The organism is Bifidobacterium sp. LH_416, assembly GCF_056357055.1.
In genome coordinates, this window is sequence record NZ_JBKEVJ010000006.1 from 45,928 (window position 1) to 60,961 (window position 15,034).

At 54.5% G+C, this 15,034-nt stretch carries 14 protein-coding genes; 8 read left to right on the plus strand and 6 right to left on the minus strand.

The features are described 5' to 3' along the window. Nucleotides 1-335: 335 nt before the first annotated feature. The 3 genes from purD to purF all read right to left on the minus strand — a co-directional run bounded on the left by purD (nt 336) and on the right by purF (nt 4,350). Complete coding sequence (gene purD, locus AC1AY0_RS10650) at nt 336-1,607, minus strand: phosphoribosylamine--glycine ligase (RefSeq protein ID WP_476524734.1); 1,272 nt, start codon at nt 1,605-1,607, stop codon at nt 336-338. 62 nt (nt 1,608-1,669) lie between these two features. After that, on the minus strand, nt 1,670-2,707 hold the full coding sequence (purM, locus tag AC1AY0_RS10655) for a phosphoribosylformylglycinamidine cyclo-ligase (RefSeq protein ID WP_476524733.1): 1,038 nt from the start codon (nt 2,705-2,707) through the stop codon (nt 1,670-1,672). A 131-nt stretch (nt 2,708-2,838) separates the two neighbouring features. Further along, on the minus strand, nt 2,839-4,350 hold the full coding sequence (gene purF / locus AC1AY0_RS10660) for an amidophosphoribosyltransferase (protein ID WP_476526391.1): 1,512 nt from the start codon (nt 4,348-4,350) through the stop codon (nt 2,839-2,841). Nucleotides 4,351-4,519: 169 nt separating this feature from the next. On the opposite strand from purF, the gene AC1AY0_RS10665 reads away from it, so the two are divergent. Together AC1AY0_RS10665 and AC1AY0_RS10670 are read left to right on the plus strand one after the other, a co-directional pair. Next, nucleotides 4,520-6,091 (plus strand): Y-family DNA polymerase, encoded by a 1,572-nt coding sequence (locus tag AC1AY0_RS10665; RefSeq protein ID WP_476524731.1) that lies wholly within the window; start codon nt 4,520-4,522, stop codon nt 6,089-6,091. 100 nt (nt 6,092-6,191) lie between these two features. After that, the gene (locus AC1AY0_RS10670; RefSeq protein ID WP_476524730.1) at nt 6,192-6,410 is read left to right on the plus strand and encodes a hypothetical protein; all 219 of its coding nucleotides are present in this window, start codon (nt 6,192-6,194) and stop codon (nt 6,408-6,410) included. On the opposite strand, the gene AC1AY0_RS10675 is transcribed toward AC1AY0_RS10670, so the two are convergent. Further along, the gene (locus AC1AY0_RS10675) at nt 6,411-7,106 is read right to left on the minus strand and encodes a helix-turn-helix domain-containing protein (protein WP_476524728.1); all 696 of its coding nucleotides are present in this window, start codon (nt 7,104-7,106) and stop codon (nt 6,411-6,413) included. 289 nt (nt 7,107-7,395) lie between these two features. Here AC1AY0_RS10675 and AC1AY0_RS10680 point away from each other — a divergent pair, with 289 nt between their 5' ends. From AC1AY0_RS10680 to AC1AY0_RS10695, 4 genes are all read left to right on the plus strand, one after another. Next, nucleotides 7,396-7,581 carry a hypothetical protein gene (locus AC1AY0_RS10680; protein WP_476524726.1) on the plus strand — a complete coding sequence of 62 codons (186 nt, stop codon included), beginning with the start codon at nt 7,396-7,398 and terminating at the stop codon, nt 7,579-7,581. A 94-nt stretch (nt 7,582-7,675) separates the two neighbouring features. Then, nucleotides 7,676-8,572: a hypothetical protein gene (locus AC1AY0_RS10685; RefSeq protein WP_476526393.1), complete on the plus strand. Its 897-nt coding sequence runs from the start codon at nt 7,676-7,678 to the stop codon at nt 8,570-8,572. 21 nt (nt 8,573-8,593) lie between these two features. Beyond that, complete coding sequence (locus AC1AY0_RS10690) at nt 8,594-9,217, plus strand: hypothetical protein (protein ID WP_476524723.1); 624 nt, start codon at nt 8,594-8,596, stop codon at nt 9,215-9,217. Nucleotides 9,218-9,247: 30 nt separating this feature from the next. After that, nucleotides 9,248-10,522, plus strand: a complete 1,275-nt coding sequence (locus tag AC1AY0_RS10695) for an SPFH domain-containing protein (protein WP_476523815.1) — start codon at nt 9,248-9,250, stop codon at nt 10,520-10,522. A gap of 108 nt (nt 10,523-10,630) precedes the next feature. Here the strand turns inward: AC1AY0_RS10695 and AC1AY0_RS10700 are convergent, their stop codons facing one another. Further along, complete coding sequence (locus tag AC1AY0_RS10700) at nt 10,631-11,608, minus strand: aldo/keto reductase family protein (RefSeq protein ID WP_476523814.1); 978 nt, start codon at nt 11,606-11,608, stop codon at nt 10,631-10,633. Between the two features lie 491 nt (nt 11,609-12,099). Further along, complete coding sequence (locus tag AC1AY0_RS10705) at nt 12,100-13,062, minus strand: LysR family transcriptional regulator (RefSeq protein WP_476523812.1); 963 nt, start codon at nt 13,060-13,062, stop codon at nt 12,100-12,102. A gap of 195 nt (nt 13,063-13,257) precedes the next feature. Between AC1AY0_RS10705 and AC1AY0_RS10710 the strand changes: the two genes are divergently transcribed. Together AC1AY0_RS10710 and AC1AY0_RS10715 are read left to right on the plus strand one after the other, a co-directional pair. Beyond that, nucleotides 13,258-14,625, plus strand: a complete 1,368-nt coding sequence (locus AC1AY0_RS10710) for a Na+/H+ antiporter NhaC family protein (protein ID WP_476523810.1) — start codon at nt 13,258-13,260, stop codon at nt 14,623-14,625. Nucleotides 14,626-14,667: 42 nt separating this feature from the next. After that, nucleotides 14,668-14,961 (plus strand): helix-turn-helix domain-containing protein, encoded by a 294-nt coding sequence (locus tag AC1AY0_RS10715; RefSeq protein ID WP_476526395.1) that lies wholly within the window; start codon nt 14,668-14,670, stop codon nt 14,959-14,961. Nucleotides 14,962-15,034: the final 73 nt, after the last annotated feature.

The following is a 15,034-nucleotide window of genomic DNA, read 5'->3' on the forward strand; positions in this document are numbered from 1 at the left end:
CCACCAACTATAGCTGTGCCTCTGTACCGAGTTGTTAACGGCACAGAGGCACAGCAGATATTGCAGCAAGACTACCCCTCAGTCGGCTTCGCCGCCAGCTCATCAGCAATTAAGGACAGGCTTCGCCTGCGTTTGGCTGGCTCGACTGTCGTCTCGCACATTGCCTACAAACAGCTCTGCTGTTTGCTTCACGGCAATGTCCTATAGAGGGGAGCCAGAAGAGGGATCCACTTCAGCTTGTTGAATGTGTGATGATGCGTGCGGCCTCTAGGCGCACCGAGGGAAGCAGTACGAAGGTACTGCGACCGAGGAGCAACGACGAGGACGCTCCATCATCACACATTCAACGCTTTGAAGCCGATGTCATGGCGATAAAACAGTCCACGAATTTCCAGCTTGTCAAGGATTGCGTACACCTTGTCCTGTGCGGACTTGATGTCTGGGGCGGAAGTCTCGACGAGGAGCACGCGGCCAGAGGTGGCGATGAGGCCGCCCTTGTCGTCGGAGGAGACGCCGGCATAGTAGACGTGGGAATCTTCGTCAACGTCAATTTCAGGCACGTGAGCGCCCTTGATGACGTTCTCCGGGTAGCCCTTGGAGGCGAGCACCACGCCAAGGGTGGCGTTGGATTCGTTCCAAGTGAATTCCGGGTTGCCGTTGTTGAGGATGGCGTTGATGCCAGCACCAAGATCAGAGGTGAGCTTGGGGAGCACCACTTCGGTTTCTGGGTCGCCGAAACGGGCGTTGAATTCGATAACCTTCGGGCCATCGGCAGTGGCGATCAGGCCAGCGTAGAGGATACCGGTGAACGGGGTGCCCTCTTCAGCCATGCCTTCCACGGTCGGGCGCACGATGGTTTCGATGGCCTCGTCGATAACGGACTGCGGAATCTGCGGCACCGGGCTGTACGCGCCCATACCACCGGTGTTCGGGCCCTCATCGCCATCGTAGGCGCGTTTGTGATCCTGGGAGATCGGCATCGGCCAGAATTCGGTGCCGTTGACGAAGCTCATCAGAGAGAATTCCTGACCCTCGAGGAAGTCTTCGATAACTACCTTGGCACCAGCGGAACCGAAACGATGATCAACGAAAATATCTTCGAGCGCGCGGATAGCGGTGTGCAGATCCATGGCCACGGTCACACCCTTGCCGGCTGCCAAACCGTCAGCCTTGATAACGATGGGGGCACCGTGCTCGTTCACGTATTCCTTGGCGAGTTCCAGATCGCTGAAGGTCTGGTACTTGGCGGTAGGAATGTTGTGACGTTCCATGAGCTGCTTGGCGAAGTCCTTGGAACCTTCGATCTGAGCGGCGGCCTTGTTCGGGCCGAATGCCTTGATGCCGGCTGCGGCGAAGTCGTCAACGAGACCTTCAATCAGCGGCACTTCAGGGCCGACGAACACCCAGTCGTAACCGTTCTGCTGCACGAAGTCGATGAGGGCAGCATGATTCGACTCGCTCAGGTGAGTGATATGAATGCCATCCTTCACCATGCCCGGGTTGCCGGGAGCAACGGTGACTTCATCAACGCTTGCACCCTTGAGCAGCGTGTACGCGATGGTGTGCTCGCGTGCGCCGGAACCGATAACGAGAACTTTCTGACCCATGTGTTAAGTCCTTTCTCATGCATTGGCTCCCCTCTTTCTAGTTCGAGGGGAGCCAAAAAGCGTTACTTCAATACGATTTGCGAACCGTCTTCATCCTTGGTGATGTGGCCGATAACGTAGCCGGTTTCACCGTTGGATTCGAGCAGTTTCAAGGTTTCGTCGGCGCGCTCTGCCGGTACAGCCAGTACCATGCCGATACCCATGTTGAAGATGTTGTACATCTCCTTGTGATCGATATCGCCAGCCTTCTCCAGCACGTTGAAGATAGGCAGCACGGGCCAGGTACCGAGGTTGATTTCTGCGGCGAGACCGTCCGGAATCATGCGCGGCACGTTTTCGATGAAGCCGCCGCCGGTGATGTGGGCCACGCCCTTGACTACACCGGCCTTGAACAGCGGGGAGAGGGCCTTGACGTAAATCTTGGTGGGGGTCAGCAGTACGTCACCCAGCTTGGCGCCGCCGAGCTCATCCAGCTCGGTGTCCACGGTGTAGCCGGCCTGCTCGAAGAGGGCCTTACGCACCAGGGAGAAGCCGTTGGAGTGCACGCCGGTGGAAGGCAGGCCAATCAGCGTATCGCCTTCAGTAATGGTGGAGCCGTCCACAATAGCGGACTTTTCAGCCACGCCCACGGAGAAGCCAGCCAGATCGTATTCGTCTTCGTCGTACATGCCCGGCATTTCAGCGGTTTCGCCGCCGACCAGTGCGGATCCTGCTTCAACGCAGCCATCGGCCACGCCGGCCACAACCTGCTCGAGCAGAGCGGGATCGTTCTTACCGCAGGCGATGTAGTCGAGGAAGAACAGCGGTTCAGCGCCCTGAGCGGCAATATCGTTAACGCACATGGCCACGCAGTCGATGCCGATGGTGTTGTGCTTGCCAACCATCTTGGCCACCATCAGCTTGGTGCCCACGCCATCGGTACCGGAGATTAGCACCGGCTCCTTGTAACCCAGGGAAGCGAGATCGAACAGGCCTCCGAAGCCGCCGATGCCGCCCACTACGCCGGGGCGGTTGGTGCGAGCCACGTGGGACTTGATGCGCTTGACGACTTCGTATCCGGCTTCGACGCTTACGCCGGCGTTCTCATATGCTTTTGGCATGAATGGGCCTTTCTGCTGCCCCTGGCTCCCCTTGTTAGGGGAGCTGGCTCGCGGAGCGAGACTGAGGGGTAGTCGTTATTAATGTAATTTGATTGTGCTGATATTGCTGCGGATGTAAAGAGCCGTCCAGATCACTCGTTTTCAGGCTGCACAGTGTTGTACTCGTTGCCGATGTACTTGCTCTTGTACAGTGCGAATTCGGGCAGACGGACGCGATCTTCAGGGGTGAGGGACTTCAAGAAGTCAGCCTCATAATCGTCGAGAGCGGTGGGGTAATCGCCATTGAAGTAGGCTACGCACAGGCCGCCGTACGGAGCGTCGGCGTTCAGGCCGATGGATTCCACCAAGCCGTCGAGGGAGAGGTATGCCAGCGAATCGGCGCCAATATAATCGCGGATTTCTTCCACGCTCATCTTGGCAGCGATCAGTTCCTTGGTGGTGGAGATATCGATGCCGTAGAAGCATGGGTACTTGAGCGGCGGGGAGCTGATGCGCATATGCACTTCGGCAGCGCCGGCTTCCTTGAGCAGCTGAACGATGCGCTTGGACGTGGTTCCGCGCACGATGGAATCATCGATAACGATGACGCGCTTGCCCTTGACCACACCGCGCACTGCAGACAGTTTCATGCGCACACCCTGCTCGCGCAATTCCTGCGTTGGCTGGATGAACGTGCGTGCCACGTACTGGTTCTTGATCAGACCCATTTCGTTGGGCAGGCCGGCAGCTTCCGCATAGCCGGATGCTGCGGACAGGGAGGAGTTCGGTACGCCGATGACCATATCGGCCTCAACCGGGGATTCTGCGGCGAGGCGGGCGCCCATGCGCTTGCGGGCGGAGTGCACGTTGACGCCGTAAATATCGGAATCCGGGCGAGCGAAGTAGATGTATTCCATCGAGCAGATGGCCAACTGCGTGTTGTTGGTGTACTGGATGATCTTGTAACCGTGATCGCTAATTACCACGATTTCACCCGGGCGGATGTTGCGCACCAGCTCAGCGCCAACGACGTCGAGCGCGCAGGTTTCCGAGGCGAGCACGTAAGCGCCGTTCTTCATTTTGCCGAGGGAGAGCGGGCGGAAACCGTTCGGATCGAGAGCGCCAATCATGGCGTCTTCGGTCATCAAGAGGTATGCGAAACCGCCGTGCACGGTGTTGAGGGCTTCCTTGAGCTTATCCATGAAGGTGCGCTGCAGAGAGCGACGGATAAGGTGCATCAACACTTCGGTGTCGGAGTTTGAGTGGAAGATAGCGCCTTCGTCTTCAAGCTTGCGGCGCAGTGACGGGCAGTTCGTCAGATTGCCGTTGTGGCAGAGTGCCACATCGCCGTCGTGGAAGCGGAAGATGAACGGCTGGATGTTGTCCGTGGTGCCGGAGCCGGCCGTGGCGTAACGCACGTGGCCGATGGCACGATTGCCCTTCAGTCGTTCGATTTCTCGCTCATCGCTGAACACCTGGGTCAGCAGGCCGAGTCCGCGATGGCCGATGAGATGGCCGTTATCGTTGGAGACAATGCCGGCACCTTCCTGGCCGCGGTGTTGCAGTGCATGCAGGCCGAAATAGGTGAGTCGGGCGGCGTCGGGATGGCCCCATACGCCGAAGATGCCACATTCCTCATGAATGTCTTCGAGTTCAGCCGACAAGCCAAAGCTCCTTTTCAAGCAGGGGGATTCACTACCTGTTAACCCTACCAATTGTCCTGTACCTGACTCGTGTTTCCCGCACAGAATGTTGCTTCGGAAATTCCGTCTGAAGTATCGAACAAATGTTCGACCATTCTGCTATGGTGTAGGGAACGGTAAGGAGGTGTGTATGGATAAGCAGCGTGACCATGTGTATTTGGCCATTGATCTCAAGTCCTTCTATGCCTCCGTGGAATGCGCGGATCGCCATCTGAATCCGTTGACTACTCATTTGGTGGTGGCTGATGAGTCACGTACGGATAAAACCATATGTCTGGCTGTTTCGCCGTCCTTGAAAGCGTATGGCATTCCAGGGCGCGCTCGACTATTTGAAGTCAAACAACGTTTGGCGGCAGTAAATATGGAGCGTGCGCTTCGAGCTCCGGGCGGGCATTGCTCGGGCGAGTCCTACAGTGCTCCGGAATTGGCGGCTGTGCCGGCGTTGAAAGCCACCATGGTTATCGCCAAGCCGCGTATGGCGCATTACTTGGAAGTCAGTGGGAAGATCTACGGCATTTATTTGAAATATGCTGCACCTGAAGATATCCATGTGTATTCGATTGATGAGGTGTTCATTGATGCGACGCCTTATCTTAAATCGTTGAATATGACTCCGCATAAGATGGCCATGACCATCGTGCGTGACATTCTTGCCAAAACCGGCATTACGGCTACTGCAGGCATCGGCTCCAATATGTATTTGGCCAAAGTGGCCATGGATATTGTGGCCAAGCATATGCCGGCCGATAAAGACGGCGTGCGGGTGGCTGAGCTAGATGAAATGTCGTACCGGCGATTGCTGTGGAATCATCGGCCTCTTACCGATTTTTGGCGGGTGGGGCGTGGGTATGCGCGCAAACTTGAGAAAATCGGTCTGCTGACTATGGGAGATATTGCTCGCTGTTCGCTGGGGCGAGCTTCGGATTATTACAACGAAGACTTGCTGTATCGCATGTTCGGTGTGAATGCCGAGCTACTGATTGATCATGCGTGGGGTTGGGAGCCGTGCACGATTGCTGATATCAAAGCCTATGAACCGGACGCGCACAGCACCAGCATCGGTCAGGTGCTGACGGGACCGGCCACGTGGGATACTGCTCGGCTGATTACCAAAGAGATGGCTGACGCGCTTGCGCTTGACTTAGTGAATAAAGGTGTGAAGACCAATCGGCTCACGTTGGCTGTGGGGTATGACATCGGCAGTCTTGACGCCAGCAAATTGGATGATTGCGAAGATTCTGCCATGCGGCGCATCGCGCAATATGCGGCTGACCATTATCACGGTGCGGTGGCATACGACCATTACGGGCGTAAAGTGCCCAAACCGGCTGTGGGTTCGATTGGGCTCGGTGATTTCACGGCCTCTGAGAGCCGCATTCGCAAGGCTATGGCAATACTGTTTGAGCGTATTGCCGATCCGATGCTGCTGGTGCGGCGTCTTACCGTTATTGCTGATGATTTAGCCACTCCTGAAGAACTTGCTGCCGGCAAACGGTATGAGCAACTGGATTTGTTCGGTCAGATGGAGTCAGGCGTTCAATTAGATTCCACGCCAAAGAAGGATGGTGAGAGCAATATCGAGCAAACATTACTTGATATCAAACAACGATTCGGTAAAAACGCCGTCGTTAAAGCCATGAACATGGAACCCGGCGCCACCGGCATCGAACGCAACGAACAGATAGGTGGACATCACCGTTAAGCAAACAACCGGTGGGTTGTTTGTAGGTGATGTGAGCGAGCCGTGAGGCGAGCCAATAGGATGCGGGCGTAGCCCGTCCATAATTGCAGGAGCATGCGGCATGAGTCTTCAAGAAACCCATGATTACGACGACATCATCAATATGCCACATCATATTTCGCGTAAGCATCCGCAGATGGCGCGGCAGAAGCGTGCTGCCCAATTCATGCCATTCGCAGCGTTGACTGGCTATGAACAGGTGCTTGCGCAGACTGCCGAAGCCGCCGAATCTGCAATCGTGGCCGCGGAATCACGCGGAGACACTGATTTCGGTGCGTAATCAGTTCGTTCTCGGCGTGGGGTAGGCCTCTCGCACAAGCTGGGAGAATGATTCGCTGGCGAGTCCCAAGAATGCGCCAGTAATCAGTTCAAGAGTAAATCCAGTAGGCAGCTCGCTATCGTCGGCAAGTGCCGTCATGAGGGTGCCGAATTTATCTGGCTCGTTGTTCCATATCGTTGACATTTCATGCAAGGTCATGAGTTTGGCGAGAAGCTCTCCAAATCGTGGCGAGGAGAGGAAATGGTTCAACGTGTCGATGCGATACTGCTGCATCGCATCATCTGTCCTCGTGGTGCCGCTGCTGTCATGGTTCGCGGTATGCTCGTCAGTCATACTTGCATTGCTAATGATCCATTGGCGAATGGATTCGATTGATGCGCTGGTGAGCCCGGTATATGCGCATGCCTGGCTCATCGTGAAAGTGCGTTCGTCGATTTCGCCGGTCAGATAGCCAACATCCACGCCGAAGAAGTCAGCGATCATCGTCATTGTTTCGTATTTCGGGAATCCGATCTCCCCGGAAGCGGTGCGATTGCCGGTATTCAGCCAACGACTCACATCTTTTTGATGGTAGCGAGTGAGGTATTGCTTGTTGAGCTGGCTGACGAACGACAATTGCGTCAGTCCACGTTCTTCCATGCATTGTTTAAGCCGTTGCCGCCATATTTGCGCATTACGTTGCGTTATATCACTCATGGTATACAAACCCTTATTTTGAGGCTAAATTTATAACATTTTACGTCATTGACAGAATAACTTGCCACCTCCACGATGGAAAACAGAAATATGGAGCAGGGTTTGCCGAACTCAGTTGACAACTGAGGTGCCGTTGTCCCTCCTCACATAGCGTCAGGAGGGTGCGAGTGGTTTCACAGTGGGCGCATATTGCAGGCGAGTTGCAGAGTGACTCGCCTTTCATGCGTGCCCGCAAACCTTCTCGCAGCGGTACACGGGTCGCCATGGTCATGTCATTTGGAGGAAAGGAATGACACGACCGTTTACGCAACTGGCAACCGCCATCCTGCACGGCATGCGCGCGGTCGATGACGCTGCACGTGACATATCCGAAAAACAATCGGGCGAGACCGCCGATACAAGTAAAAGCGCAGATGCTAATTCAACCGGTACCGATTTGCAATCGCTGAAAGGATCCAATAATGACCATGCCTGATGCTCAGAATGGGACAACGCTGAAGGCTCCGTCTGACGGGCAAATGCTCGTGGAATTCAACTTCGATGGCGAAGCGCGGCATGTGTATGAGGCAATGCGCAATATGCTGGCCTGCAGTGCCGAATTTATGATGAAATCATGCGATGATGCATCGCAGACAGTGATTTTTGTTGCTTATGACGGTGGTGGTGACCTGACTGCAGTAGTCACAAATGCAGAAAACGCGTCGACGGTGACCTTATATATTGCCGATTCCGGCGATCACTTGGCGCATAAGCATGCCCAGCGATTCCATAACGATTTGACTGAACAGTTGCAGCTCAGTGCGCAAGCAGCATGGAATGCGCCACAACAGTCTGCAACTGCGCCCGCTATGACGCCAGCAGCAACGGGCACCCCGGCCAATACTGTAAATGGCACAGCGAAAAAGAGCAGCAAACCGGGAATTGGTGCAATGATTCTGGCATGGTTTGCCGGGCTAGACCGCAAAGGTCGGGCTACTATGGCCTGGATAGCCGCGGGTGTGCTGTTCGTATTGATTTTTATTGGTGTCATCAGCTGCGGCATCGCTAGTGAACATGCACCGCTGCCGGAAGGTATGTCACGCATGCCGGAATCTGCCGCTACCTTCGAAGGGCAGAATTATGAGGATGTTGTTACGCAGCTGATGGATGCCGGATTTACCAACATTGAAACCAAGGCTCAGGAAGACCTCATTACGGGCTGGATGACCAAGGAAGGCGAAGTCGACAAGGTTTCAGTCGCTGGTAAAACCGATTTCTCCGCTTCGGAAAAGTTTAAATCCGATGTGAAAATCGTTGTGACGTACCATGCCTTCCCCTCAGACAGTAGTTCCAGCGACGATACTTCGTCAGACGCCAGCAGCAATGAAGATGCTTCGACTTCAACAGATGCGAATGACACATCTTCGCAAGAGACTCCATCGCAGACTGATACACAATCCAGCGAATCTGCAGATAGCGCTCAATGATCAAGACAAAAAGGAGCGGAAGTGAAGAATCTCAATCTATATTCCGATGAAGCAGTGTTGCTACAGACCAATAGTGCGAGATGTACAAGCCTGGAGTCAGGCTCCACCGATGAGCTGATTCTGACTAATAGGCGCATCATTCATCGGTGGAGTATTCCAAAATTATTCTCAAAAAATATTGAGCATGTAGACGAATATCCACTGAATCGCATCAAAATTGTTGACGGCAAGGCTCAAGCAAAATACTGGCGCAACACCGCAAATGAAGATGATCAGGAGCTTCGACTGTTCCTGCTTGACCAGGAATTGTTCTTTAAGTTTTGGTCGGAGAAGCCAAGGGAAGCACGCCACGAAATTTTCCAGTGGATGGATGCCATCAGCATGCAGTTAACGGGCACTCCCGCTGATAAACCTGCTGAACCCAGTACGGCCAAAGCCATTCCCGGTGTCGCGTGGTTGACTGACACCATTAAAGGTACAGTGGATACGGTGCGTGAAACCTGGACGAGGCAGAACGCCAAACAACCAACGCCAGTTGTGCGCAAACCTATCACCAAGCAGTGCATAGGATGCCACGCGCCACTGTCCGGAATTCAAGGTCAGCGCGTGGTGTGCAAATACTGCGATACCAAGCAGACGTTGTAAATACATAACCGTCTCAATCAAGGAAACATCATGGGCATATTGAGAGCGCTGGGCGATTCGTTCTCGGGGACACTCGCCGATCAGTGGAAGGACATCTTCACCGCGGGAAGATTCGATGAACATGTCGTAGTGGCGCCGGGCGTATTGCAGAATACGAATCGCGGACGTGGCACCAATGTACGTGGATCCGAAGGCGTTATTACCAGCGGTTCGTTGATTTATGTACCCGAGAATACTGCAGCGTTTATTTTCAGCGGTTCTGGCATTGAAAATGTGATTTCTCAGCCGGGCACATACGAATACCAGAATGGTCAACAGTCGATTTTCAACGGTGGCGGCATCGGCGAATCGCTGTTCAGTCAAATGGGCGAACGTATCGGTTACGGTGGCATCAGCGGCGATTACAAACGAGTCGCATTCGTAAATTTGCGAGAAATCCGTGATATCAAATTCGGCACCCGCGGCCCACTGATGTACAACGATAAGTTCTATGGCACTGATTTGGAGATTTTCGCGTACGGTTCGTTCACTATCAAAGTAATTGATCCGGTGCGCTTTGTTCGCAATTTTGTGCCGCCGAACGTTATATCCTATACATTCGATGACCCGGCGGCGCGCTCGCAGGTGCTTTCAGACTTCCTGCAATCGTTCATTGTGGCCGTCAATTCGTTGTCTGCAGAATGCCGTATTTCGCAGTTGCCAGCAAAGGCGAATGAAATAGCGCAGTGTGTTCATTCAGATTCGGCCAATGCTGGAACTTGGCGTGACCGTTTTGGTTTTGACTGCGTCAAAGTTTCCATTGAGAACATTGAATTCTCGCCGGAATCGCGTGAACTGGTTAAGCAGTTCTCGTCCAACAAGATGAACGTCAAGGCGTATGAGGATATTTCTGTTGAGGCTGGCAATATGGCGGCGCAGCAGAAGATTGCGCAAGGCATTCAGGACAATGGTCTAGGCGATATGGGCGGCATGCTGTTTGGCATGAACATGGCACAGGGGCTTGGGCCGGCGGGGCAGATGCCGGGTACTCCGGGTGCGGGTGTTTGGCCTGGGCAGCAGCAGGCTGCGGTACAGGCTGCGCCGACCGTTGCTGCACCAACTATGCCATCTGCCCCTGCATCACCGGCTGCCTCAGCGGCTGTGCCGACTGCATCTATCGCACAACCTGCGCTTGCGGCGAAATCGCAAGCCATGTCGCTGGACGATCAATTGAGCGCCGTGAAGAAGCTGAAAGAATTACTTGACGCTGGCATCCTCTCGCAAGAGGAGTTTGATGCGAAAAAGAAGCAGATTCTTGGTCTGTAATTTCTGTAAGTAATATTCGCACATTGCAATATAGGCGCCGCGACCCTGCGAATTATCGCTGTGGTCGCGGCGCCTATATTCATCTATTCATCGTGAGCGTACTGTCGGTCAGCCTACGTGACGCTCGAAACGGTGGAAGCCAGTGATCTTGTCGATTTCAGCCATTGCGTCGGCCGGAATCACAAAACCGGAAGCCTTGATATTGTTTTCCAGCTGGCTCGGCTTGGAGGCGCCGGCGATGACGCAGCTGATTTCCTTATGCTGCAGGATCCATGCCATCGAGAGTACCGGCAGATTCGTACCAAGCTCATCAGCTACCTTGCGCAGCTGCTCCACCTTGTCCAGATTCTCATCGGTCAGCAGATCGTTGATCTGATGGTCGGACTGCCAAGTAGCACGGGAACCGGCCGGCAGCGGCTGACCCTTGCGATACTTGCCGGTCAACAGGCCCTGGGCGAGCGGCGAGAACGTGGTGATGCCGATGCCGAGCTTCGCGCAAGTGCCCATAATCTCATGCTCGATGTAGCGATCCTGCAGATTGTACTGCGGCTGCACCACAGTGATTGGGTACAGGTTATAGCGGTCGATGATGCGCTGTGCCTCTTCAAGGCGTGCGGAACCCCACTCTTCGGAAACGCCGTAGTAGAGGACTTTGCCCTGTGCCACCAGATCGCTCATGGCACGCAAAGTCTCGGTCAGATCAGTGGTTTCGTCAAAGCGGTGGCAGAAGTACATGTCGAGGTAATCGAGCTGCATGTTCTTCAATGTCTGGTCGATGCTTTCGAAGATGTGCTTGCGGGAAAGGCCGCGATCGTTCACGCCTTCACCAGTGGGGAAGAAGACCTTTGAGGAAATCACGAGCTCCTTGCGCGGGTACTGCTTGAGCACTTCGCCGAGGAATCGCTCGGCGGCACCTCCGGAGTAGGCGTCTGCGCAATCGAAGAAATTGACGCCATTGTCATAGGCCAGCTTCACAGTCTGCTTGGCCACGTCTTCGGCGGCCGTGCCTTTGAGGTCCGTGACCCAGCTGCCCAGCGCGACCTCGCTGATCTTCAATCCTGACTTGCCGACATTGCGATACTGCATCGTTGCTCCTTAACTGCTGTGTTGTGTGCGTCGGATGGACCTGTTGACTTTGTGATCCATTCTCGCACAAGCTATTTATCGATAATATCACGATCATTCGTGAGCGCTAACAATTCTCAATAAAGCAGTTCAACCGCACTTGAACGCAAATCGTTGCATCGCTCAGGCGTGTCCAACCCAACGCATTCCCCTCGTGTCGCACCCCTCTCCGTGTCTCATTCCCCTCTCCATGCCGCATTCCCCGAATTGCGTCGCAAAGAGGTGCTTAATACGCCGCATTCCGGGTATTGCGTCGCAAATCGTGCGGAAATGGGCTGCTCGGCGACGCATTTCGGGGAATGTAGTGGTGTGGGTGCCTTTTCATGACGCATTCCGGGTATTGCGTCGCTCAGGGGTTCGAAACGGGCTTGTTTCTGACGCATTTCGGGGATTGCGTCGCAAAAGGGTGCCTGATGCAGCGCATTCCGGGGATTGCGCCGTGAGAGGGGGCGTCAAATATGTCCATTCCCGAATGCGCCGTCGCCGTCCGTGACTCTGCGGGCGCGGCGGATGAAGTCATCGATGGCGCTCCAACGATACGATGCTGCCGGAACGCCAAACTTGATGGCATAGGTGGTGTTCGGCCCACAATCCAGTACGCGTAGGGTCCGCAGCCGTTCGGCATCAAGCAATGCGGGCAGGAATCGTTCGGGGCATAGGCATGCGCCCATACCGTAATGACAGAGTTCCAGCAACGTCAGCACGTTGTCTGAGCGGGCCGCGATTTTCGGTTCGAATCCGGCATGGCGAAACAGCAGATCGGCAATGCGGCCGTCAATGTCCTGCGGATTGCCAAGTAAGAATGGGCAATGTTCCAGCGAAGAGAGATTGCCGGAAGCTATGGCGCGTTCATCGGGGACTATGTTGGTGGCTGTGCCAGTGGCGGCTAAATCTAGCCATAATGATTGCGCGATAACCAGTACCATGCGCTCATCGTAGAAATCAATCAATTCGATTCCTGCGGGCTGTTCTGTGAAATCCGCCAAGGCTAAATCGAGATCACCGTTGGCCAACCATTGCTGAATCTGATCGTTGCGCCCTTCAACAAGTTCGACAATGATGTTTGGACGGTCGTGCTTCATCGCCTGCACAATCGGCGGCATAATCGCGCGACTGCGGGTGTAGGCTACGCCCACGCGCAGCACGCCGGCTCGATTGCCGGCAATATCGTGCATTTCTTGGCTGAGAGCATCGCGGTCGCGCCGGAACCGTTGCGCATAACGGGCGAACACCGTGCCGGCATACGTCAACTCCAGCGGTACGTGGCGTATAAACAGCGTGCATCCAAGCTCCCGCTCCAAAGAAGCAATATTCGCACTCAGCGTCTGCTGCGTGATGCCCAGCCGCTTTGCTGCCTTGCTGAAGCTGCGCTCCGAAGCTACGGCGGTGAAGTATTCAATGCTGAGAAAGTTCATGACAATGTTCCCCGAAGTATGAATCACATCAGTTCATACAGTAAAAAGTCTGTATTAACTATCATATTAATCTGTATTTCTCCTGTTATCTTGGGTTGTGGTTTGCGTGCAACAGGCCGATTGCGAATCATTGTGCGCAAGAGCATGAGAGTAAGGACATGGCCAAAGAGTCAAGGGTCTAAGGGGAGAAGACGCATGCTAGAAGCGGGAACGATGCTGCTGTTTTGCGCAACGCTATTTGCCAGCGTTGCTGCTGGCTGGTCGATTATTCCCGCGCTGCTGGTTGGCGTGCTGCTATTTATGGGATATGGACTGATTCGTCACCGCTCACTGAAAGCGATGGCAGGCCGCGCGGCCGGCAGTGTGCGATCTGCAGGAACAGTGGTCATAACATTCGTGCTGATTGGTGTGCTGACCTCACTGTGGCGAGCCAGCGGCACCATTGCATTCATCGTGGCGCATTCCGCCACGGTGATTCATGCGGCAACGGTTATTCCGCTCTCGTTTCTGCTGTGTTCAGCGATGTCGGTGTTGGTTGGTTCGTCATTCGCCAGTGCGGCCACCATGGGCACGATCTGCATGTCGATGGGATTATCAATGCAGGCGAATCCCGTGATGCTCGGCGGAGCGATTCTTGCGGGCGTATATGTAGGCGACCGATGCTCGCCGGTATCCACCAGCGCTTTGCTGGTCAAACAGCTGACGCATACAAATCTGTTCAATAACCTTGCGCGCATGGTGCGCACTGGTGCAGTGCCGTTTGTGCTGAGCTGCGCAGTATATGTGGTGGCTGCAATTGTTGAGATGTCAGTCGGGTCGTTGGGCGGTAATTCCGCCGGTGCATCTGGTGCAGTCGGTGCCGCAAATATTGGGGTGCTATTTTCTTCGGCCTTTGATTTGCATTGGCTTACCTTGATTCCAGCGTTACTGGTTATTGTGTTGGCGCTGCTGCGAGTTGATGTTCGACTGCTGATGCTGACTAGCATCGCCGCATCAGTTGCGGTATGCGTGGGCGTGCAGCACATGGATTGGACTGAATTGTTACGATTGCTGGTGTTCGGCTACCGTGCGCATGATGCGCAGGTGGCCGCGTTGCTGAACGGCGGCGGCATAGTGTCCATGCTCACCGTGATGGCCATCGTCTGCATCTCATCCGCATACGCTGGCATTTTCGCGGAAACGCGCATGCTTGCCCAACTGCAGCAGGCGATTGACGGGCTTGGTCAGCGCATCGGCGCATGTGGAGCCACGATGGTGACTGCAACCTGTTCGGCGGCGCTCGCCTGCAATCAGACGCTGACCATCATGCTCACCCGCCAGCTGTGCGGCGGATTGTATGGCGATAGCGAATCCGAGCGCACCGCGCAGGCCATCGATTTGGAAGATAGTGCCGTGGTCATCGCTCCGCTGATTCCCTGGTCCATTGCCGGAGCCGTGCCGCTCGCCACCATCAATGCGCCCACGCTCAGTTTGGTCGCCGCAACGTTCCTGTATCTACTGCCGCTCACGCGATTAGCTACTTCAGCCATTCACCTCAGCCGTACAAGAACTACTAATATTTGAGTAATTCTTGGCTTTTAAGGCCAAAATTGCTAAAATATTAGTATGTTTTCTTTGTTGGATGAACCTATGCCTGGGGATGTTTCGGCTGCGATTGCTGAACGTATGGTTGCCAGACGCAAAGAACATAAAATGTCGCAAACTGCATTGGCTAGAAAATCCGGCGTGAGCTTGGGGTCAATCAGACGATTCGAGCAACAGCATGAAATTTCGTTGACGGCGCTCATCAATATCGCGTTCGCGCTGAGTTGTGAGCAGGATTTTGAGGCGCTGTTTTCTCAGCCATACTATGCGACAATTGATGATGTTATTGCAGCACGAGAGGGGAGCGCGCGATGAATGCAGCTGTGCCATTGGATTTGTCCGTTGATCGCGTTCAAGTGCTGCTGGACGGTGAAAGCGTTGGTTCGTT

Bases quoted from the DNA above. Each gene is read 5' to 3' on its own strand.
- AC1AY0_RS10665 (WP_476524731.1), top strand. From the start codon at position 4,520: ATGGATAAGCAGCGTGACCATGTGTATTTGGCCATTGATCTCAAGTCC.
- AC1AY0_RS10715 (WP_476526395.1), top strand. From the start codon at position 14,668: ATGTTTTCTTTGTTGGATGAACCTATGCCTGGGGATGTTTCGGCTGCG.
- AC1AY0_RS10695 (WP_476523815.1), top strand. From the start codon at position 9,248: ATGGGCATATTGAGAGCGCTGGGCGATTCGTTCTCGGGGACACTCGCC.
- AC1AY0_RS10680 (WP_476524726.1), top strand. From the start codon at position 7,396: ATGACACGACCGTTTACGCAACTGGCAACCGCCATCCTGCACGGCATG.
- AC1AY0_RS10705 (WP_476523812.1), bottom strand. From the start codon at position 13,062: ATGAACTTTCTCAGCATTGAATACTTCACCGCCGTAGCTTCGGAGCGC.
- AC1AY0_RS10685 (WP_476526393.1), top strand. From the start codon at position 7,676: ATGCGCAATATGCTGGCCTGCAGTGCCGAATTTATGATGAAATCATGC.
- purD (WP_476524734.1), bottom strand. From the start codon at position 1,607: ATGGGTCAGAAAGTTCTCGTTATCGGTTCCGGCGCACGCGAGCACACC.
- AC1AY0_RS10700 (WP_476523814.1), bottom strand. From the start codon at position 11,608: ATGCAGTATCGCAATGTCGGCAAGTCAGGATTGAAGATCAGCGAGGTC.
- purM (WP_476524733.1), bottom strand. From the start codon at position 2,707: ATGCCAAAAGCATATGAGAACGCCGGCGTAAGCGTCGAAGCCGGATAC.
- AC1AY0_RS10670 (WP_476524730.1), top strand. From the start codon at position 6,192: ATGAGTCTTCAAGAAACCCATGATTACGACGACATCATCAATATGCCA.
- AC1AY0_RS10710 (WP_476523810.1), top strand. From the start codon at position 13,258: ATGCTAGAAGCGGGAACGATGCTGCTGTTTTGCGCAACGCTATTTGCC.
- AC1AY0_RS10675 (WP_476524728.1), bottom strand. From the start codon at position 7,106: ATGAGTGATATAACGCAACGTAATGCGCAAATATGGCGGCAACGGCTT.